Raw genomic sequence first — 17050 nt, 5'->3', positions numbered from 1 at the left:
TGTATAAACTTACAGACTTTTCCATCAAATATCGAACTAAAAAAATAAAAATAAGTTAATAAAGATATAGTAGATACAAGTTTTTACAGAAAAGTGTAATTTGCGAAGAGTTATCAATTCTTGAATGTAAATAAGTATTATTTTGATGTATTTACTCCAATAGTTGATAATTTATGGATGCAGCGGTGAATCGCTCATAATTAAGAAATAATGAGTTTATCAATTAAAGAAATACAAGCTCCTATTGCCGAAGAAATGAGAGCTTTTGAAGGGAAGTTTCGGCAGTCGATGAAAACCAAAGTAATGTTGTTGGATACGATTATGAACTATATCGTCCAACGAAAAGGAAAGCAAATCAGACCAATGTTTGTATTCTTGACGGCGGGGCTTTGTGGTGAAATTACTGAAAAAACGTATCGTGGGGCGGCTCTTATAGAACTTCTACATACTGCTACACTTGTACACGACGACGTAGTGGATGACTCCAATTATCGTCGTGGATTCTTTTCGGTTAATGCTCTCTGGAAAAATAAAATTGCTGTTTTAGTTGGCGATTATTTATTATCAAAATCTCTTTTGCTTTCTGTTAATAATAACGACTTTGAGTTATTAAAAATTGGTTCTAATGCCATTCAAGAAATGGCAGAAGGAGAATTAATGCAAATGGAAAAAGCTCGTAAATTAGACATCACTGAAGAAGTATATTTTGAAATTATCCGCAGAAAAACCGCTACCCTCATTGCTGCTTGTTGTGCCATGGGCGTAAGTTCAGTTGGAGCAGACGACGAAACGGTTGAGAAAGCAAGATTGTTCGGCGAAAAAGTGGGTGTAGCTTTCCAAATTAAAGATGATTTATTTGACTATGGCGATGCCGAAATTGGCAAACCTTTAGGAATTGACATTAAGGAAAAGAAAATGACCTTACCACTGATTTATGCCCTAAATCAGGCGGATTGGTTCACAAAACGTCGAGTAATTAATACGATTAAGAACGAATCGGAAAATCCTAAAAAAGTAGCTGAGGTAATTGATTTTGTAAAAAAATCTGGAGGAATTGAATATGCTACAAAAGTGATGCAGAATATCGTAACCGAAGCACAAAATATCCTTAATACTTTTCCTGATACTGTATTTAGACAATCTTTAGCTGGCTTGGTTCAATTTACAATTGAAAGAAGTAAATAGTTTTTAGGAGAATTGATTAGTTCAGTTGTCCCCTACCAAGAATATTGAAAGGGAGATCAGAATTTCAGGGAAAAAATCCAGTGGATTATGGGAGGAAGTGGTGGGAGTTTAAAGTCTAATATAAAAAGGGATAGCCATATATGATGACTATCCCTTTTTATATTAGACTTCCTTCGAAAGTGTTTTATGATTGAAAAATGGTATATTTTCGAGTGAAAATAGCGGAAATTTTGAAAGCATAGCAGAGAAATGGGGGGATGCCCAATCTTGAAAAATTTTCGCTATTTGTAGCCGAAAAGATGTTGTTTTACGACTTAAAACACTTTCGCAGGAAGTCTATTTATAATTGTTCGATAGTTTTCATTGACAAAAACATTTTGTCAGATGTTGGTAATTCTATAAAACCGTAAGATTTATAAAAGCTAATTGCTTTATTATCTATTGGGTCAACAACTACTGCTAAGATATCGAGTTGATTTGATACATCTAAGCATTTTTTAAGTGCATCAAAGAGTAATATTTCTCCAAATCCATTTCCTTGAATACTTTTATCAATTGCAATTCTTCCTAAAAGTATTACTGGTAAATCTGAATAACTCGGAGGTAGTTTTTTTATTAATTCATCAGGAAGATCTTGTCTTCTAATTGAATTGGCAGATAATATAAAATACCCTTTAACAATGTTTTGTTCATCAACTAAAACCGTACAGGATGACAATTTACGTTTTATATCTTGGTTAGCTTGTCTTTTAAGGTAATTGTCAAGCAAGTCATAACCACAACTAAATTTTTCTTTAATGTGGAGACTTTCTAATTTCTGTACTTTTAGTATCATTAGCTTCAATAAATTTTAAATGATTTAATTGAGCTCGTTTAAGTTTTTCATTAGGTGCTGGTGGATTTAATAATGCTTCCACAAATACTCTTTTATCCTCTAATGATTTAAGTATAAGATTATTTTCGAGAATAATTTCATTTGCTTCCTTATTTTCCAAACATACTATTCAACCAACTTACATCTAAAACTCATAAACTTTTGTTTTATATTTGTGTATGGAAAATTTTGTAGTTTCAGCCCGTAAATATCGCCCGCAATTATTTGACTCAGTGGTGGGTCAATCGCATATAACCACAACGCTTCAAAATGCTATTCGCACCAATCACTTAGCCCAAGCCTTTTTGTTTTGTGGTCCTCGTGGAGTTGGTAAAACAACCTGTGCGAGAATTTTAGCCAAAACCATTAACTGTCAGAACCTTACGCAAGAAGCTGAAGCCTGTGGAGAATGTGAATCGTGTAAATCTTTTCAGAATAACGCCTCATTTAATATCCATGAATTAGATGCGGCTTCTAATAACTCGGTTGATGATATTAGAAACCTAATCGACCAAGTGCGTTATCCTCCTCAGTCAGGAAAATATAAAATTTATATCATTGATGAGGTTCACATGCTTTCAACGAGTGCCTTCAATGCCTTTTTGAAGACCTTGGAAGAACCGCCTTCGTATGCCATTTTTATTTTGGCAACTACTGAAAAGCATAAAATTCTCCCAACGATTTTATCTCGTTGTCAAATTTTTGATTTCAATAGAATTCAGATTTCAGACATGACGCACCATTTGGCAAATATCGCTGCCAAAGAAGGTATCACTGCGGAATTGGAAGCTCTTGAACTCATTGCTCAAAAAGCAGATGGAGGTTTGCGTGATGCCCTTTCAATGTTTGATTTGAACGTTACCTTTTCGCAAGATAATGTTTTGAAATACGCCGAAGTCCTTGATAATCTTCATATTTTGGATTATGATTATTATTTCAAAATGACGGAAGCCTTACTGAAATCAAATGTGTCAGATACGTTTTTGTTGTTTGATGAAATCTTGAAAAAAGGTTTTGACGGACATCAATTTATCGTTGGGTTATTAGAGCATTTTAGAAATCTTTTAGTTTGTAAAGACCCCGTTACGGTTCGTTTAATGCAGGTTTCGGAGTCTGTTCAGAAGAAATATTTAGACCAATCAGCGTCTGCTCCATATTCGTTTTTGGCATCTGCATTAAGTATTGGTTCTTCGTGTGATTTGAATTATAAGGCAGCCAAAAATCAAAAACTACACGTAGAGATTTGTCTGTTGAAAATGGCAAATATTGCCCATGTATTAAATTTAGCGACATTACCCGCCACGGAGGGCGATGGCGTGGGAAAGTAGTTGACAGGGAGCAGGTAGCAGTAAACAGTAATCAGTTAGCAGTAAACAGTAATCAGTTAGCAGTTAGCAGTAACCAATCCCCAGTAACCAATAACCAATTACCAGTAACCAATAACCAATTACCAGTAACCAATTACCAATTACCAGTAACCAATTACCAATTACCAGTAACCAATAACCAATCCCCAGTAACCAATAACCAATTACCAGTAACCAATAACCAATCCCCAGTAACCAATAACCAATTACCAGTAACAATTCCTCCAATTGCCAATATTGGGAAATTGAGAAGTACCTCAACCATTGGGAAACCGTTGGCTCAACAAGAGGTTGCTCAGGAGGTAGTTCGTGTACAAGAGCCGGTCATTCAGCAAGACAAAGTGTTTTCTTTTGATGAATTACAAACCGCTTGGAATAGATTTACGAGTGATTTGCAAATGGAAAACCGAATGACAGAATATGTAATTTTCAATCGAAAGTTTACATTAAAAGGAACTGTTATTCATTTGGAAGTAGATAATGAAATTCAATTAGAGAAAGTTTCTGGAACGTTGAGAAATGAAATGATTACCTATTTACGGAAATCGCTTCAAAACTCAAAAGTACAATTAGAAACTACTGTAATGGAACAAGAAAACCAAAGTTTGATTTATACTCAAGCAGATAAATTCAGATTTTTAGCAGAGAAAAATCCAGCATTGATTGAGTTGAAAAATGTGTTGGGATTAGATTATGATTATTGATAAATCTACTTAACTGATTGAGGATTGAAAAAAAGGAAACTATGAATTATCCTTGGTCATTTTAACTCTCGTCTTAAAAAATTTTGTAGCCCCGAAATTTATTGCGGGGAAAGTAATAATGGAAAATTTAAAGGTTTATTTACACAAACCGTTCCTATGGAACTCAATGGGTTGTTTAGTCATTTTCACCCCGAAATGAATTTTGGAGCTACAAGATGAGTCAAGCCTACGGCTTTTTCAAGAGTGACAAAGTAGAAGTGAGCTATTAGTTTTTACTGATTTACCTATTCTCTTTTTCGCAAATCGCTTACTACAAACAAACTAAAAAATGTTACAACTCGGAATTGTAAGTGCTATTTTAGCCGACCGTACTTTTGAACAAGTTATTGACTTTGTTTCAGAGAAAAATTTTAAATGTGTTGAAATTATGTGCTGGCCTGCCAATAATGCAGACGCCCGCAGATACGCAGGTATAAGCCACATAAATGTTGAAGCCTTAGACGATACGCAAGTGGCATATATCAAAAAATATACTGCTGATAGAAATATAACCATCTCTGGATTAGGATATTACCCAAATCCACTTGACCCAGATACAGACAAGGCAAATGTCTATATCGACCATATAAAAAAGATTATCAAAGGTGCTTCAAAATTGGGTATTCCTGTGGTAAACACTTTTGTAGGGCGTGACCCGCAGAAAAATGTTGCTTATAATTTAGATAAATTTAAAGAAGTTTGGACGGATATTGTGAAATTGGCGGAGGAAGAAAACGTGAAAATCGGTATTGAAAACTGCCCGATGTTTTTTACCAATGACGAATGGCCGGGTGGAAAAAACTTAGCCACAACGCCCGCCATTTGGGATAAAATGTTTGAAATGATTCCGTCGGCAACGTTGGGCTTAAATTATGACCCATCGCATCTACTGTGGCAGATGATGGATTACACTCGCCCGATTTATGATTATCGTGAACGTTTGCATCATATCCACTTAAAAGATGCCAAAGTATATCTCGACAAACTGAATCGAGTGGGAATTATGGCGAACCCATTGGAATATCATTCACCTAAATTACCGGGACTTGGGGATATTCAGTGGGGAAAATTCTTTGCTGCTTTGACAGACGTTCGATATCGAGGTCCAGTTGTTATTGAAGTAGAAGACAAAGCCTACGAAGGTTCGCCAGAAGATGTAGAATCCGCTATTTTGACGGCAAGAAATTACTTGAATCAGTTTTTGGGGTAGTTTCTTAACTTGATTTTTTACTTGAAAAAAGCTAAGTTTGTTTAAAATAAAGGCAATATGACAAAGATACAAGCACCCCTTACTGAACCTCAGTTGGAACTTCTCCAGATGTTTGCTCGTCCTGTTGATGTAGCAGATTGGCAAAATATTAAGGTAATAATAACCCAATATTTTGCGGATAAGGCTATCGAAGAAGCCAATAAAGTGTGGGATAATGAAGGTTGGGATAATGCTAAAATTCAAGAATTATTAAGCAGTCATTTGCGTACACCTTATAAAAAATAATGAGAATAGTTTTAGATACTAATATTTTATTGGTTTCGGTTTCCGACCGTTCTCCTTATCATCTCATTTTTAAATCTTTTATCGAAGAGCGTTATGAAATTTGTGTAACTACTGAAATATTAGATGAATATGCAGAAATCCTTTCAAAATATTCCAGTCAATTCTTAGCGACTAATACACTTGAAGTAATTGAAAATGCTGCTAATTCAGTATTAATCACTCGTTATTTCGCTTTTGAACTTATTAAAAATGACCCCGACGACAATAAGTTTGTAGATTGTGCTATTGCAAGTAATGCCGATTTTATTGTAACGAATGACGAGCATTTTAATGTTTTAAAAGAAATACCTTTTCCACAAGTTAATGTTATTCCGATAGATGATTTTATGGAAATTCTAAAAGAATCTATTTAACAAACCACAATGAACACAAAATCAATACAATACAATTCGCTATCAGAAATAAAAACCGTTGCCAAATCTATTATTGATTTTGGACAAAAAACACCTGTTTGGATTTTTGAAGGACAAATGGGAGCTGGCAAAACAACTATGATTAAAGCTATCTGTGAAGTTTTAATTGTGACAAGTCATGTCCAAAGTCCAACGTTTTCTTTAGTGAATGAATACGTTACCAAACGTGGCGAAAATATCTATCACTTTGATTTTTATCGAATCAAAAACGAAGATGAAGCGATGGATATTGGCGTGGAGGATTATTTGTATTCGGGCGAAAGATGTTTCATCGAATGGCCTTCAAAAATTGCCAATCTATTACCAACCAAATACATGAAAATTGAAATTCAAGTGGAAGAAGATGGTGGAAGAATTGTAAATTTGGAAAAAGTAGGGGTTTAACGTATTTTTATGCAATAAATAAACTGAGAACTTATGACAACAATAGCTTTAGAAACGAACTCACGACAGCATTTGGAAATGATTTTGTCATTAGCCCAAAAACTCAAAATTAAAAGCAAAATCTTTGAAGATGATTTGGTGACTCCTTATGAAAAAAATATTAATGGAGAGAGTTTTACCTTGAAACAGTTGTCGGAACATCTTGAAGCAATTGCGGATAAAAATGATACCATGAGTTACGATGAATTTAAAAAGAAATTGCAACAATGGAAATAGGGATTGAGCCTGAATACAAGATTGAAATTAGTACACAGTTTTATGATAGTCTTGATGAAATTCTACGATATTTATTAGAAGTCTCACTCAAAACTCACGAAAATTTTAAAAGAGATATTATTAGTTGTATTGATAAATTATATGTTCATCCTCTCACTTACCCTATTTTGCGAACAGTCAATACAAAAAGAAACTATCGGCATATTAATTTCAAAAAAAGCTACCACTTGATTTATTACATAGACAATAATACTATTTTTCTATGTGATATTCAACACGTTAAACGCAATCCTAAGACTTTGAAGTCTTTAGATGAAATCTAATTATCCCTAAAAAGATAAAACTCTAAAATCAAATTATGCCTCACCCTTCAGGTTTTAAAGAAGTGCTTGCTCAGTCGGGATTGATGCCACAAGAAGCATTGGTTTGGACAAAACAAAATGCCAAAAGCTTATTTATTGGTCTTCCTCGTGAGGTTTCCATGCAGGAACACCGTATCTCATTAACGCCCGATGCCGTTGGTCTTTTAGTGCGTAATGGACATCAAGTGTTGATTGAAACAGGTGCAGGACAAGCTGCAAAATTTACTGATACGCAGTATTCGGATGCAGGAGCTACAATTGCTTATTCTGCTGAAGAAGTTTTTCATGCCGATGTTATTTTGAAAGTTCAACCTCTGACAGATGCTGAAATAGAATATCTGAAAAATGGCTCTACGGTTATTTCTTCGCTGAATCTTCCAAGAATGACGAAGGAATATTTTGAGAAATTGAACCGTAAAAAAATCACAGGGCTTTGCTATGAATATATTGAAGACAATGGCGGAGGAATGCCCATTATCAGAGCCATGTCTGAAATTGCAGGAAGTACCGTTATGCTGATTGCTGCAGAATGTTTGAGCAGTGTCAATAATGGAATGGGTGTGATTTTAGGTGGAATTACGGGTGTACCACCAACAAAAGTGGTGATTTTGGGAGCAGGAACGGTGTCGGAATATACCGCCAGAATTGCCATTGGTTTAGGAGCAGATTTAAAGGTTTTTGATAAAGATATTTTCAAACTTCAACGCCTAAAATATTCTGTCGGACAAAATATTTATACTTGTATTATCGACTCAAATACACTTACACAGGCAATTATTGAGGCTGACGTTGTGATTGGTGCATTAAGAGCCGAAGACGGTTTTACGCCGTGTATTGTTACCGAAGAAATGGTGTCGTTAATGAAGCCAGACTCTGTTATTATTGATGTTTGCATCGACCAAGGCGGTTGTTTTGAGTCCTCAGAAATGACTACGCATGACAATCCAATTTTTCGGAAGCATGACGTTATTCATTATTGTGTACCTAATATTCCATCACGAGTAGCCCACACTGCCAGTCAGGCGTTGAGTAATATTTTTACATCGTTTTTGTTGAAAACAGGTAAAACAGGCGGAATCGAAGAAGCTATCTTTGCGAACAAATCTTTTATGAAAGGTGTTTACTCTTACAAAGGAAGTGTTACCAATGCCATTATCGCCAAGAAATTTGGCATGAATTATAAAGATTTAAGTTTACTAAGTGCCGCAAGATTTTAGGATTTAGGTATTAAATTTCGGAACTATAAATGGTTTGTCATAAGACAAACGATAGACCACAGATGAAACAGATTGTACTGATTTTCACTGATTTTTCTGACTGTGCTTCTCAGACTGTGCGTCCCAGTGTAAATCTGTAAAATCCGTTCAATCTGTGGTCTAAATTTGTCTGCGACAAATAGTTGATAGTTCCGTTAAATTTTAATTACTAAATCCTAACCCCTAAAATTATGTTAGAAGATTATCAAGCCATATCCAATGCTCCCAATTCACCAGATTTGAATGGTAAATATTTGGGCATTATTTCAACTGACTTTGCCTTAGTGGCTGAGTTTTTAAAGGAAGCATCTTATCAAATCAGAACGAGAGGTTTTTCTAAATATCCTGTTTTTGCTGTTTCGCAAACTCCTGTTGCTGTTGGTCAGCGATTAATCGGAATTGGTGAAATGAATGAAAATCAATGGAATTATCATGCTTCAATGATGGAGGAGTTTGTGCAAAGAGAAATTATTGCAGAGGAGAATGTTGAAGTTTTTAAGTCGAGTTATAAAGACCCAGACGAATTTTGTTGTCTTTTTGTGTTGGATAAAGATTTCGCCAGTTTTATTTATATTCCTTTTCCTGAGGATTGATATTTTAGGTGTTAGTTTTTGGGTTTTAGGTGTTAGAAAATCCCTAAACCCTAAAAACTAACACCTAAAACCTGACTCCTAATTCCTAATCTTATAAAGATAAAACGTCTCATTATGATTATGCGACGGATTGAGTAAATAAGCAATATTATCGACCAAACTTGGCTCAATATCTACTTCATGTTCCATCGTTGGGAACACCGCTTTCATCTCTGCTACACGTTTTTCTAAGTCAGAATTTCCAACTAAAATAATATAATTTGGTTTAGTTTTTGCCCCTAATTTCAACTGATTAGGCAAATCCGCCATTTTTTCGTGGGTATCTACTGTATAATAATCGTAACGTTTTTGTAGGTAAAAAGGAGCTTCAGGTTGAGAAAATTCATAATTCTGCAAGACAAAGTTTTTCAAATCGCCTTTCTCTCGAAGGTAATTCATACTTTCAACTCTTGACCGTTTTGTGTAAGTGACCGACAGAACACAAAGCAAAATGGTATTCAAAACTACACCCCAAATTACGGCAAATTTGGTAAACCCTTGAAGCCATTTTTTCTCCCTAAATTGTTCGTATAAATCTCTAAAACCGATTGTTCCTAAAATGATAAAATAAGGCAAAAAAGGCATAATAAAACGTTCTTGCTTATTGGCATAATAGGAATGAAAAGCAAAAAAGAACAATGAAGCCCAAAAGAATACTGCTCGATAACCGCCTTGTGTAGCCGTTTTGAAATATCCTGCCAATAATAAAAGGAATGGAAATGCTAAAAATAAACCCGCAACTGTACCAATATAACGATGCCAAGGTCCATTTGGGTACATTGAAATATTGGTAGAATTACTATTATATTCGATATATGCTTGAATGGATGCAAATGGATTTCCCCAATAAAAATAATCTAAAACTCCTTGTGTGAGCATGAAAAACACACTCATCAAAATTCCAAAAATGACAGCTTTTTTCCAATTCTGCTTGCTCAAAAGCCAATTGAGACCAATTACAAAAGGAATAAAAACAATCTGATAGCGAAACACAAAAGCAATGGTAAACCACCACGCCGACCATAAAATATGTTTTGTAGTTACGTTTTTTTCAAGAGCATAATAACAACCAATCAAAAGCGGAGGAACGCAGGCAAGTTCACGTAAATTACGAACAGATAAGAACGGAAAAACCCAGAAAATAGCTAATAAAAGTCCTACAATTTTGGCGTCATTTACACGATTGCTCAGGCGTTCCGTGATTTTGTAACCGTAATAAATGGTTAATAATGAGAACAATCCGTGTACTAAACGCCCCACAAACATTTTAACTTCTGGATTGTACATTCCCATGAATTCGCATAAACCAAATATCACATAATGAACGCCGGGATAAACTAAACTGAAGAGATAAATAGTACCTTTTGGAAAATTCGGAAATGGCGTTTCTAAGCCATCTAATAGGTTTTGAGTGATTTCGATTACTTCAAAATGGTCGTCTGTAAAGGCGTATCCTTTAGAAAAAATAATGGCTAATAATCTAAAAAACAATCCGAGTAATAAGATTTTTTTAAGATTGAGTGTTTCTAAATATTTGGTCATTTGATTATTTGATATGGTCGTACAAAGTTACGGTTTTTATTCAGTCTCACCACTTCCCAACAAAATCCTGAATGTTGTTCCTTTGTTCACTTCTGAATGTTTGACAAATAATTTACCTGCGTGATAGTTTTCAATAATACGTTTGGCAAGTGTTAAGCCTAAGCCCCAACCCCGTTTTTTGGTGCTAAATCCGGGATTAAATACCTTACTTAAATTCTTTTTGGCAATGCCTTTGCCTGTGTCGGTAATATCAATGGCAATTTGGTTATTTTTCAATTCTTTTAGTACAACCGTTAAAGCTCCAACACCTTCCATTGCATCAACGGCATTTTTACAGATATTTTCAATCACCCATTCAAATAAATAACGATTTAGTTTAATAGTTGTATGGCTTTGCAGCTGATTATCAAGGGTAAAGGATACTTTTGTTGAGATTCTTTTCTGTAAATAAGACATAAATGTTTCGATGGTTTCTACCACATTTTCGTCTTTCAAGACAGGAACTGAACCGATATTTGAGAAACGAGTGGTAATAACGTCCAATCGTTGAACATCTTTTTCAATTTCTTTGACAATTTCAGGGTCAAAACTTGGGTCGGTTTTGAAATATTCTACCCAAGCCGTCAGTGAAGACAATGGCGTTCCTAATTGGTGAGCAGTTTCTTTTGCCAAACCTACCCAAACACGGTTCTGCTCCGAACGCCTCGAAGCATCAAAAAATAAATAGGCTGCAAAACCGAATATTAAGACAATAAGTAGTTGAAAAAGAGGGTAGTATCTTAAAATATTGAGCAGTTGAGAATTCCCATAATAAATATATTCTTTATGAAAATCCATGTCCAACTCAATAGGAACGTTATCATCTCTCATAATTTCATCTAATTTTTCTTTCAAGAATTCTTGTTTTTCTTTAGATGAAAGCTCTTTCGGGATTTCAATATTGTTAGATTCAAGATAACCCGTTCCGTTTTTCAAAATCACAGGAATGGTATTATTCTCATTGGCTTGCTTAAATTTATCAAAGAAAAAATTTACGTCTTGGTTGGGGTCGCTTGTCATGGTGTATTTAAACGACTCTGCGTACAACTCAATTTGCTGTTTTTCACGTTCTTCCAATTTGCTCACCAATTTATCAGTAATGTACAAAGAGGCGGCTCCCACAAGTACACAAAAGACCAAAAAAGCAATTTTCCACCAAGTGTTGCGACTGTAAATATCAACGGTTAAAATCATAGAGTATTCATTGTTGTGACTACCAATTGATAAAAAATTGAGTAATCATAAATTGTATTTTATTGATTAACGTAAAATACCGAATTTCTTATGACTGAAAAAAATAAATTATTGGGTTGTTTTATTTTTTTTGAGATGTCTTAAAAATATCTTCGTTTAATTTCTCTGTTATAAATCTTTAAATCGTATTTCGCATGAATTTGGATGACCTCATAAGGTGTTTTAGGAGTAAAGTACAAACCCAATTTAAGATTATCTTTAAATGAGTAGTCAACGGCAAAAGTTGAAAATAGAGAGCCTTGCGAAATTCTATTTGCCCAAATTCCAATCCCTAAATTCTTCAAATATAACGTTGTGCCTAAATCAAGAAAGGTTGATTGTTGGTTGCTTTGTCCATAATATATTTGATAAGGACGATATAAAACTGCTGAAATCTTTAGGTGTGAATTTTTCCCTAAATCATCTGAAACAAAATTCCCATGAATATTAAAAGGACTTGAATCTTCATGAAAATAAGGAATTGAAATGCCGATTTCTCCTCTTTTTCCATAGAAATTAGATCCAATTCCCATTCGCAATGTTTTATTGATTTTACTATTTGGAGTGTAGTCGCCATTCGTTTTATTGTAAATATCCATTCCTTGTACACCAAGTGCCAAATAGTTATCACCTTTTATTTTTATTCGGTAAGCAATACTTCCCACAAAATATTTTTGTTCATCAAAGGAATTTTGCCTTTCATCACTGGCGTACACATTAGCTTGTAAGCCAAGTGCAAGTTTACCGTTTTTGGTTACAGGAGCATCAGCAGTAAATAAAAAGGTATTTTGATAGCCTTTTACGAGTCCATAATTTGTACTAATTCTTAGATTGTCAGAACTCCCTGTTGAGGCAGGATTAAGAGCCATTGGTGTAAAAATGTAGTTTTGTGCTAAGGTTTCATAACCGAATAGAACAAAAATAATGAGTGCGAAGAGTAGATGATTTTTCATGTAAAGTGTTGAAATAGAGGACAATTTGAATGTATGCTTTTATCTGAAACGTTGAAAAACGTCATTTATTTTAACTTATCTGACTTATCTCAAAATCACTATTTTTCCGCTATTTGGGTTTATATCATTTACGTTTAATCGATAAATATACGTTCCTGATGGAAGATTTTTTCCTGTTGAATCAGTCCCGTCCCAAATAAATTCATTGATGCCAATATGTAAAGGTTGGCTTACCAAATTGAGTGTTTTTATAAATCTGCCTTGTTCATCGTAAATTTCTATACGGTAATGAGTCGGGATTTCTGAACCTGTTAATGTGAATGAAAATTTAGTGAAAAACTCAAACGGATTTGGATAAACCAACCAAGATTTCAACTCGTTTTTCTGAATAATTCTAAATGAAATTTGATAAGGCTGATTGCCCGATAAATTCCCTGCTAAATCTCGTCCTTGCACTTGTAATGTTAGCGTGTCTTCTTTTAAATTTTGTGGTAAATAATTGATAATGAATTTGTTAATTGAAAGGTTTGCCTTCCAAGAAATATCCGAATTACTAAAATAAATTCGTTTGAAAGAACAAGTATTACACGATTTTAAAGACATTTCTAAACCCGTTGTATCCGTTCTAATGCTGAATAAATTTTCGTCTTTTAGGTTAATTTGAATCAATGGTTTTGCCGAAACTATTTCATTATTCTGAATCTGCCGACCGTCGAAAGTTACGCTCAGAATTGGGTTGATTTTATCAGGAATTACCTTGAAATGATAGTCGATTGAATTGTTATTATACAATTGTTCGGGTTGCATTTGTGGATTAAAAACTAAACTCAAAGTATTATCCCCAATAAGCCCTTCCGTTTGAATTGGAACGCTAACCTTCATAGAATCCAAAGCGTTTAATGCTCTGATTTTGAATAGTTTACTTTGTGTTTTTCCTAATGAACGATTTGATAAAATTTGTCTTATCGTAATAGAATCTTTAAAAGATTTGTCTGAAATATTCTTAAACCAAACATCGGTTACAAAATTTTCATATTCTTGTTTATCGCTAATTTTTGAAGATTTCTGAACGTCAATAATTCCTTCGGGAACGCCTTTGTAAGTCACCATCCAAGATTTTAATTGTGGAGATTTTCCAAACTCTTCATTTGTTTTTAGGGTAAGTTTTAATTTTAGAAATGGGAATTTATTAGCATCTATTTGATTGATTTTTAGAGAATTATATGAAATATTTTTCTGCAAAATGGTTTCTTTTCCTTGAAAATTTACTCCCACGATGTCATACAAAAAGGTTTGATTTTTATCTTTTTGAATTTGTAGCGAAATATCTCCCCATTCTGATGCAGGTCCAATAAGTGGCGACGTAATTGTGCCTTCATTAAATTGGTCTTTGATTTCGTAATTATTCAAAGTCAAGATTTCTCCCGACGGATTTTTGTCAAAATCTGGGAATAATCCTAATAAAGCTTTTTTTGCTCCTTTCCGACCAATCACTAAAAATGGTGAACCGTTAGCCTTACTAAGTCGCTGAATTTTAGCAGAATCAACGCCTATTTCTTGTAATTTTTGGAGGTTTTCAAACGCAAAATTATCGTAATATAAATAGCCTGAGTTCCAAAGCATGACGTAATTTCCTGTGTCGGTGGCGTTTAGATAATCACTTAAATCTGTTGATTTTGCATCGGTAGAAAGATAATTTACGGAGTATGGCGAATTGCCACAAACCAAAGATGAAATGACTGAATATGGTTTTAAAGTATGGTTGAATGCAACGGCGTTGAGGTTGTTCCACGGATAGCAAACGCCATTACCTATCAATTGTTTGTCGTTAATAATCAAATAATTAGCTAAATGTGGGCGAAAAAATCCACTATTTCCACCATAAATTTTAGCAGAAATTTTTAATGATGACGATGGAAATTTCCAACCTGATTCTTCTAATAAAATTTGATTGTCCGTTGTGGTATTTATCAACTGTGGAATACTACTTTGTGCAAAACCTTCTAAACCATTTTTGATATAAATAAATGAACTTTCTGTCCAAGTATTTTCGTTGGTAAACTTAGTGCGAACATAATACACTACGCTATCTTTTTCTAATAAATCGGCTTTCCAATAAAGTAAAGAAGTTGCTAATCCTGTAAATTTTTTCTTAAAATTGGAAGTAAATTTCTTAGAACTATCCAATTCAACAATCACGGATAAATTATTATTGTGTGGAATTTGCAAAATGAAATTCACCTCTTTTTGATTGACAACAGAAAACTCACGAGGCGATAAAACGCTTATGTTGACACTGGGAAAATTGTATTCTAAAATGCCTAAATTATTGCTTTTATTCGTTTCAATGATTTGATTATCAGGGTCTAATCTTACTTCAAAACGATTGTTACCAATGCCCAAACTCTTATCATTTTTAATATTCAAATAAACTGTATCTTGAAAATTAATAGGATTGATATTGAGTTTTTCAAAACTGTCCATGATACCATTTGTATAAATTCGATTCAGTTTTAAATTAAATTTTGGGGTAGAAATTCGACCTAAATTACTAATCACAATGCCAACTTTCAGCGAGTCTGCCTTGCTATTGAGAGGTGAATTTACATCTACATTCTTCAAGAAAATTGATGCGTTATTTATTTCATAATCAGGGTTTTGTGTTGGGAAAAGTGCCACTGCGGGGTCGCCTTGAAGGGTCATTTGTTGGGCATTGGCTAATTCATAAATGCTGTTAGGGTATTTCTTCAAATAACGATTTACACTTTCACGCATGACCGTTCCAAAAGGTTTATCAGCCAATAGAGAATCCACAAAAAGAGTGTGATAAATTTCGTCAGAATACGTTTTCAAAACTGATGGATAACCCAAATTGGAATGTGCTAAGAATAAAATTGCACCCTTATCGGGCGTGTTTATCCAGTCTGTTCCGAAGGATAAACGAGTGCCAAAAATATCACCTGCATCGCAACCATTCACCAAAACGAAGGGGTATTTCCCTTTATTTTTATAGCCTAAAAGTTCGTTTGAGCAATAACCAATGTCCATATCTGCCTGCCCCGAAGAAGCGTGTCCGAATAATGTAATCATGCCTACGCCTTCGTTTACACGCTCAGTTACGTTGATAAACTCCACAGGATTATCTGTTTTTTTAGCCAATAAATCTACCTTTCCGCCCAAAAATCCTGCTTCATAAATCTGCTTAAAATCGTTCACATATTCTTTAAAAATATTGATTTCATAAGGCGTTCTTCCACCCGACATTTTTAGCGATTTTTTACGCCAAAGTGCATTCATTGGAGAAGATTCATGTTCTTTTACTTTCTTTAAATAATCTAAAACGGTTTGTGGATTATTAGTTGCTAAACGCCCAATTCCAAGACTCATAAAATTAGATTCTGTACCATTTAATCCCATCACAAAAGGTACATCAGCACTTGGAAAACCAACGTTTGGTACTAAATCAATTTGATAATCTGTTACACTTTTTCTGGCTTTTTGCGGATAGCTTGATGTGCCAATCAAAAAGACAAATTGCGGTTTTGAATTACGCATCATATAATTCAAAAAACGTTTGATTGCCAGTGGATTTTTGTCGCCATAAGTAAATAAATCATACAATAAATCAATCTCTACACTCAACGTATCATATTTTCCACCTTGTGCCGAAGCACGATAAGAAGTATATTCTTTTACTGTTTTTGATAATGATTTGTGATTGACTATCAGATAATTGACTTTTGTATTTGTGATGTCTCTGAAATTAGCAAATTCAATAGAAATGACCTTTTTGAACTGATTAGTGGCTAAAATTTGAGTACCCGAAACGATACCTTCAACGCTATTTTCTTTTTGAAGATAATCAATCTTTTGAATATTATTTTTGTCTGAAATATCTGAGTATATGTCAAAACTTTGAAAAGAGCCAAGCAATTTGTAATATGGGTTTACCAAGACACATAAAACAGATTGCACTGGCTCATGGAGGATAAAAATACAACCATTGATTTACAATTACAAAACTATTTACCGTGGCATAAAGCCCGTTTAAAGTTTCTTAATTTATTTATTGTTTCTCTAATTCGTAACAGAAACATTAGTTACAGTAAAAATGCGGTAACCCTTAACAACCGAGAAACGTGTACAAATCTTCGCAGGATTCAGCGTTTTTTTACTGAATTTTCCATTGATTTTGACATAATTGCTCAGTTATTGTTAGCTTTAATTCCTATTAAA

Annotated in this window: 17 protein-coding genes and 1 pseudogene; 12 read left to right on the top strand and 6 right to left on the bottom strand. The window is 34.1% G+C overall.

The features are described 5' to 3' along the window. The first annotated feature begins 210 nt into the window (after nt 1–210). Nucleotides 211–1185 carry a polyprenyl synthetase family protein gene (locus LV89_RS03300; RefSeq protein WP_109741445.1) on the top strand — a complete coding sequence of 325 codons (975 nt, stop codon included), beginning with the start codon at nt 211–213 and terminating at the stop codon, nt 1183–1185. Between the two features lie 340 nt (nt 1186–1525). On the opposite strand, the gene LV89_RS03295 is transcribed toward LV89_RS03300, so the two are convergent. Together LV89_RS03295 and LV89_RS03290 are read right to left on the bottom strand one after the other, a co-directional pair. Then, nucleotides 1526–2020 carry a GNAT family N-acetyltransferase gene (locus tag LV89_RS03295; protein ID WP_109741444.1) on the bottom strand — a complete coding sequence of 165 codons (495 nt, stop codon included), beginning with the start codon at nt 2018–2020 and terminating at the stop codon, nt 1526–1528. Then, nucleotides 1980–2180 (bottom strand): type II toxin-antitoxin system TacA family antitoxin, encoded by a 201-nt coding sequence (locus LV89_RS03290; protein WP_229201464.1) that lies wholly within the window; start codon nt 2178–2180, stop codon nt 1980–1982. The genes LV89_RS03295 and LV89_RS03290 overlap by 41 nt, the downstream gene beginning before the upstream one ends. 58 nt (nt 2181–2238) lie before the next feature. On the opposite strand from LV89_RS03290, the gene LV89_RS25995 reads away from it, so the two are divergent. From LV89_RS25995 to LV89_RS03235, 10 genes are all read left to right on the top strand, one after another. Next, nucleotides 2239–3387, top strand: coding sequence for a DNA polymerase III subunit gamma/tau (locus LV89_RS25995; protein WP_310588758.1), 1149 nt, complete (start codon nt 2239–2241; stop codon nt 3385–3387). Beyond that, the gene (locus tag LV89_RS25990) at nt 3303–4130 is read left to right on the top strand and encodes a DUF8439 domain-containing protein (protein ID WP_158279498.1); all 828 of its coding nucleotides are present in this window, start codon (nt 3303–3305) and stop codon (nt 4128–4130) included. Before LV89_RS25995 ends, LV89_RS25990 begins: the two co-directional genes overlap by 85 nt. Nucleotides 4131–4458: 328 nt before the next feature. Continuing rightward, nucleotides 4459–5379: a sugar phosphate isomerase/epimerase family protein gene (locus LV89_RS03270; RefSeq protein WP_109741441.1), complete on the top strand. Its 921-nt coding sequence runs from the start codon at nt 4459–4461 to the stop codon at nt 5377–5379. Between the two features lie 57 nt (nt 5380–5436). After that, a complete protein-coding gene (locus tag LV89_RS03265; protein WP_109741440.1) occupies nt 5437–5664 on the top strand; it encodes a DUF8507 family protein in 228 nt (75 codons plus the stop codon). After that, nucleotides 5664–6077: a putative toxin-antitoxin system toxin component, PIN family gene (locus LV89_RS03260; protein WP_109741439.1), complete on the top strand. Its 414-nt coding sequence runs from the start codon at nt 5664–5666 to the stop codon at nt 6075–6077. Before LV89_RS03265 ends, LV89_RS03260 begins: the two co-directional genes overlap by 1 nt. 9 nt (nt 6078–6086) lie before the next feature. Then, nucleotides 6087–6521, top strand: coding sequence for a tRNA (adenosine(37)-N6)-threonylcarbamoyltransferase complex ATPase subunit type 1 TsaE (gene tsaE / locus LV89_RS03255; protein WP_109741438.1), 435 nt, complete (start codon nt 6087–6089; stop codon nt 6519–6521). 33 nt (nt 6522–6554) lie between these two features. Continuing rightward, complete coding sequence (locus LV89_RS03250; RefSeq protein WP_109741437.1) at nt 6555–6797, top strand: hypothetical protein; 243 nt, start codon at nt 6555–6557, stop codon at nt 6795–6797. Then, nucleotides 6788–7120, top strand: coding sequence for a type II toxin-antitoxin system RelE/ParE family toxin (locus LV89_RS25935; RefSeq protein WP_109741436.1), 333 nt, complete (start codon nt 6788–6790; stop codon nt 7118–7120). Before LV89_RS03250 ends, LV89_RS25935 begins: the two co-directional genes overlap by 10 nt. Before the next feature lie 35 nt (nt 7121–7155). After that, nucleotides 7156–8376, top strand: coding sequence for an alanine dehydrogenase (locus tag LV89_RS03240; protein WP_109741435.1), 1221 nt, complete (start codon nt 7156–7158; stop codon nt 8374–8376). Between the two features lie 230 nt (nt 8377–8606). Continuing rightward, nucleotides 8607–9008 (top strand): hypothetical protein, encoded by a 402-nt coding sequence (locus LV89_RS03235; protein WP_109741434.1) that lies wholly within the window; start codon nt 8607–8609, stop codon nt 9006–9008. A gap of 78 nt (nt 9009–9086) precedes the next feature. Here LV89_RS03235 and LV89_RS03230 read toward each other — a convergent pair whose 3' ends face one another. From LV89_RS03230 to porU2, 4 genes are all read right to left on the bottom strand, one after another. Next, entirely contained in the window at nt 9087–10589 is a 1503-nt protein-coding gene (locus LV89_RS03230) for a glycosyltransferase family protein (protein WP_109741433.1), read from the bottom strand. A 36-nt stretch (nt 10590–10625) separates the two neighbouring features. After that, complete coding sequence (locus tag LV89_RS03225) at nt 10626–11822, bottom strand: sensor histidine kinase (protein ID WP_109741432.1); 1197 nt, start codon at nt 11820–11822, stop codon at nt 10626–10628. A gap of 140 nt (nt 11823–11962) precedes the next feature. Beyond that, nucleotides 11963–12814: a type IX secretion system membrane protein PorP/SprF gene (locus LV89_RS03220; protein ID WP_109741431.1), complete on the bottom strand. Its 852-nt coding sequence runs from the start codon at nt 12812–12814 to the stop codon at nt 11963–11965. 84 nt (nt 12815–12898) lie between these two features. Continuing rightward, on the bottom strand, nt 12899–16768 hold the full coding sequence (porU2, locus tag LV89_RS03215) for a putative type IX secretion system sortase PorU2 (protein ID WP_211321139.1): 3870 nt from the start codon (nt 16766–16768) through the stop codon (nt 12899–12901). A 27-nt stretch (nt 16769–16795) separates the two neighbouring features. On the opposite strand from porU2, the pseudogene LV89_RS25520 reads away from it, so the two are divergent. After that, nucleotides 16796–17050, top strand: a pseudogene (locus tag LV89_RS25520) (hypothetical protein); the annotation flags it as partial.

The organism is Arcicella aurantiaca (genome assembly GCF_003148625.1).
Taxonomy (GTDB): Bacteria; Bacteroidota; Bacteroidia; order Cytophagales; family Spirosomataceae; genus Arcicella; species Arcicella aurantiaca.
Note: the sequence above shows the minus strand (reverse complement) of the source record. Positions and strands in the feature narration are given on the sequence as shown.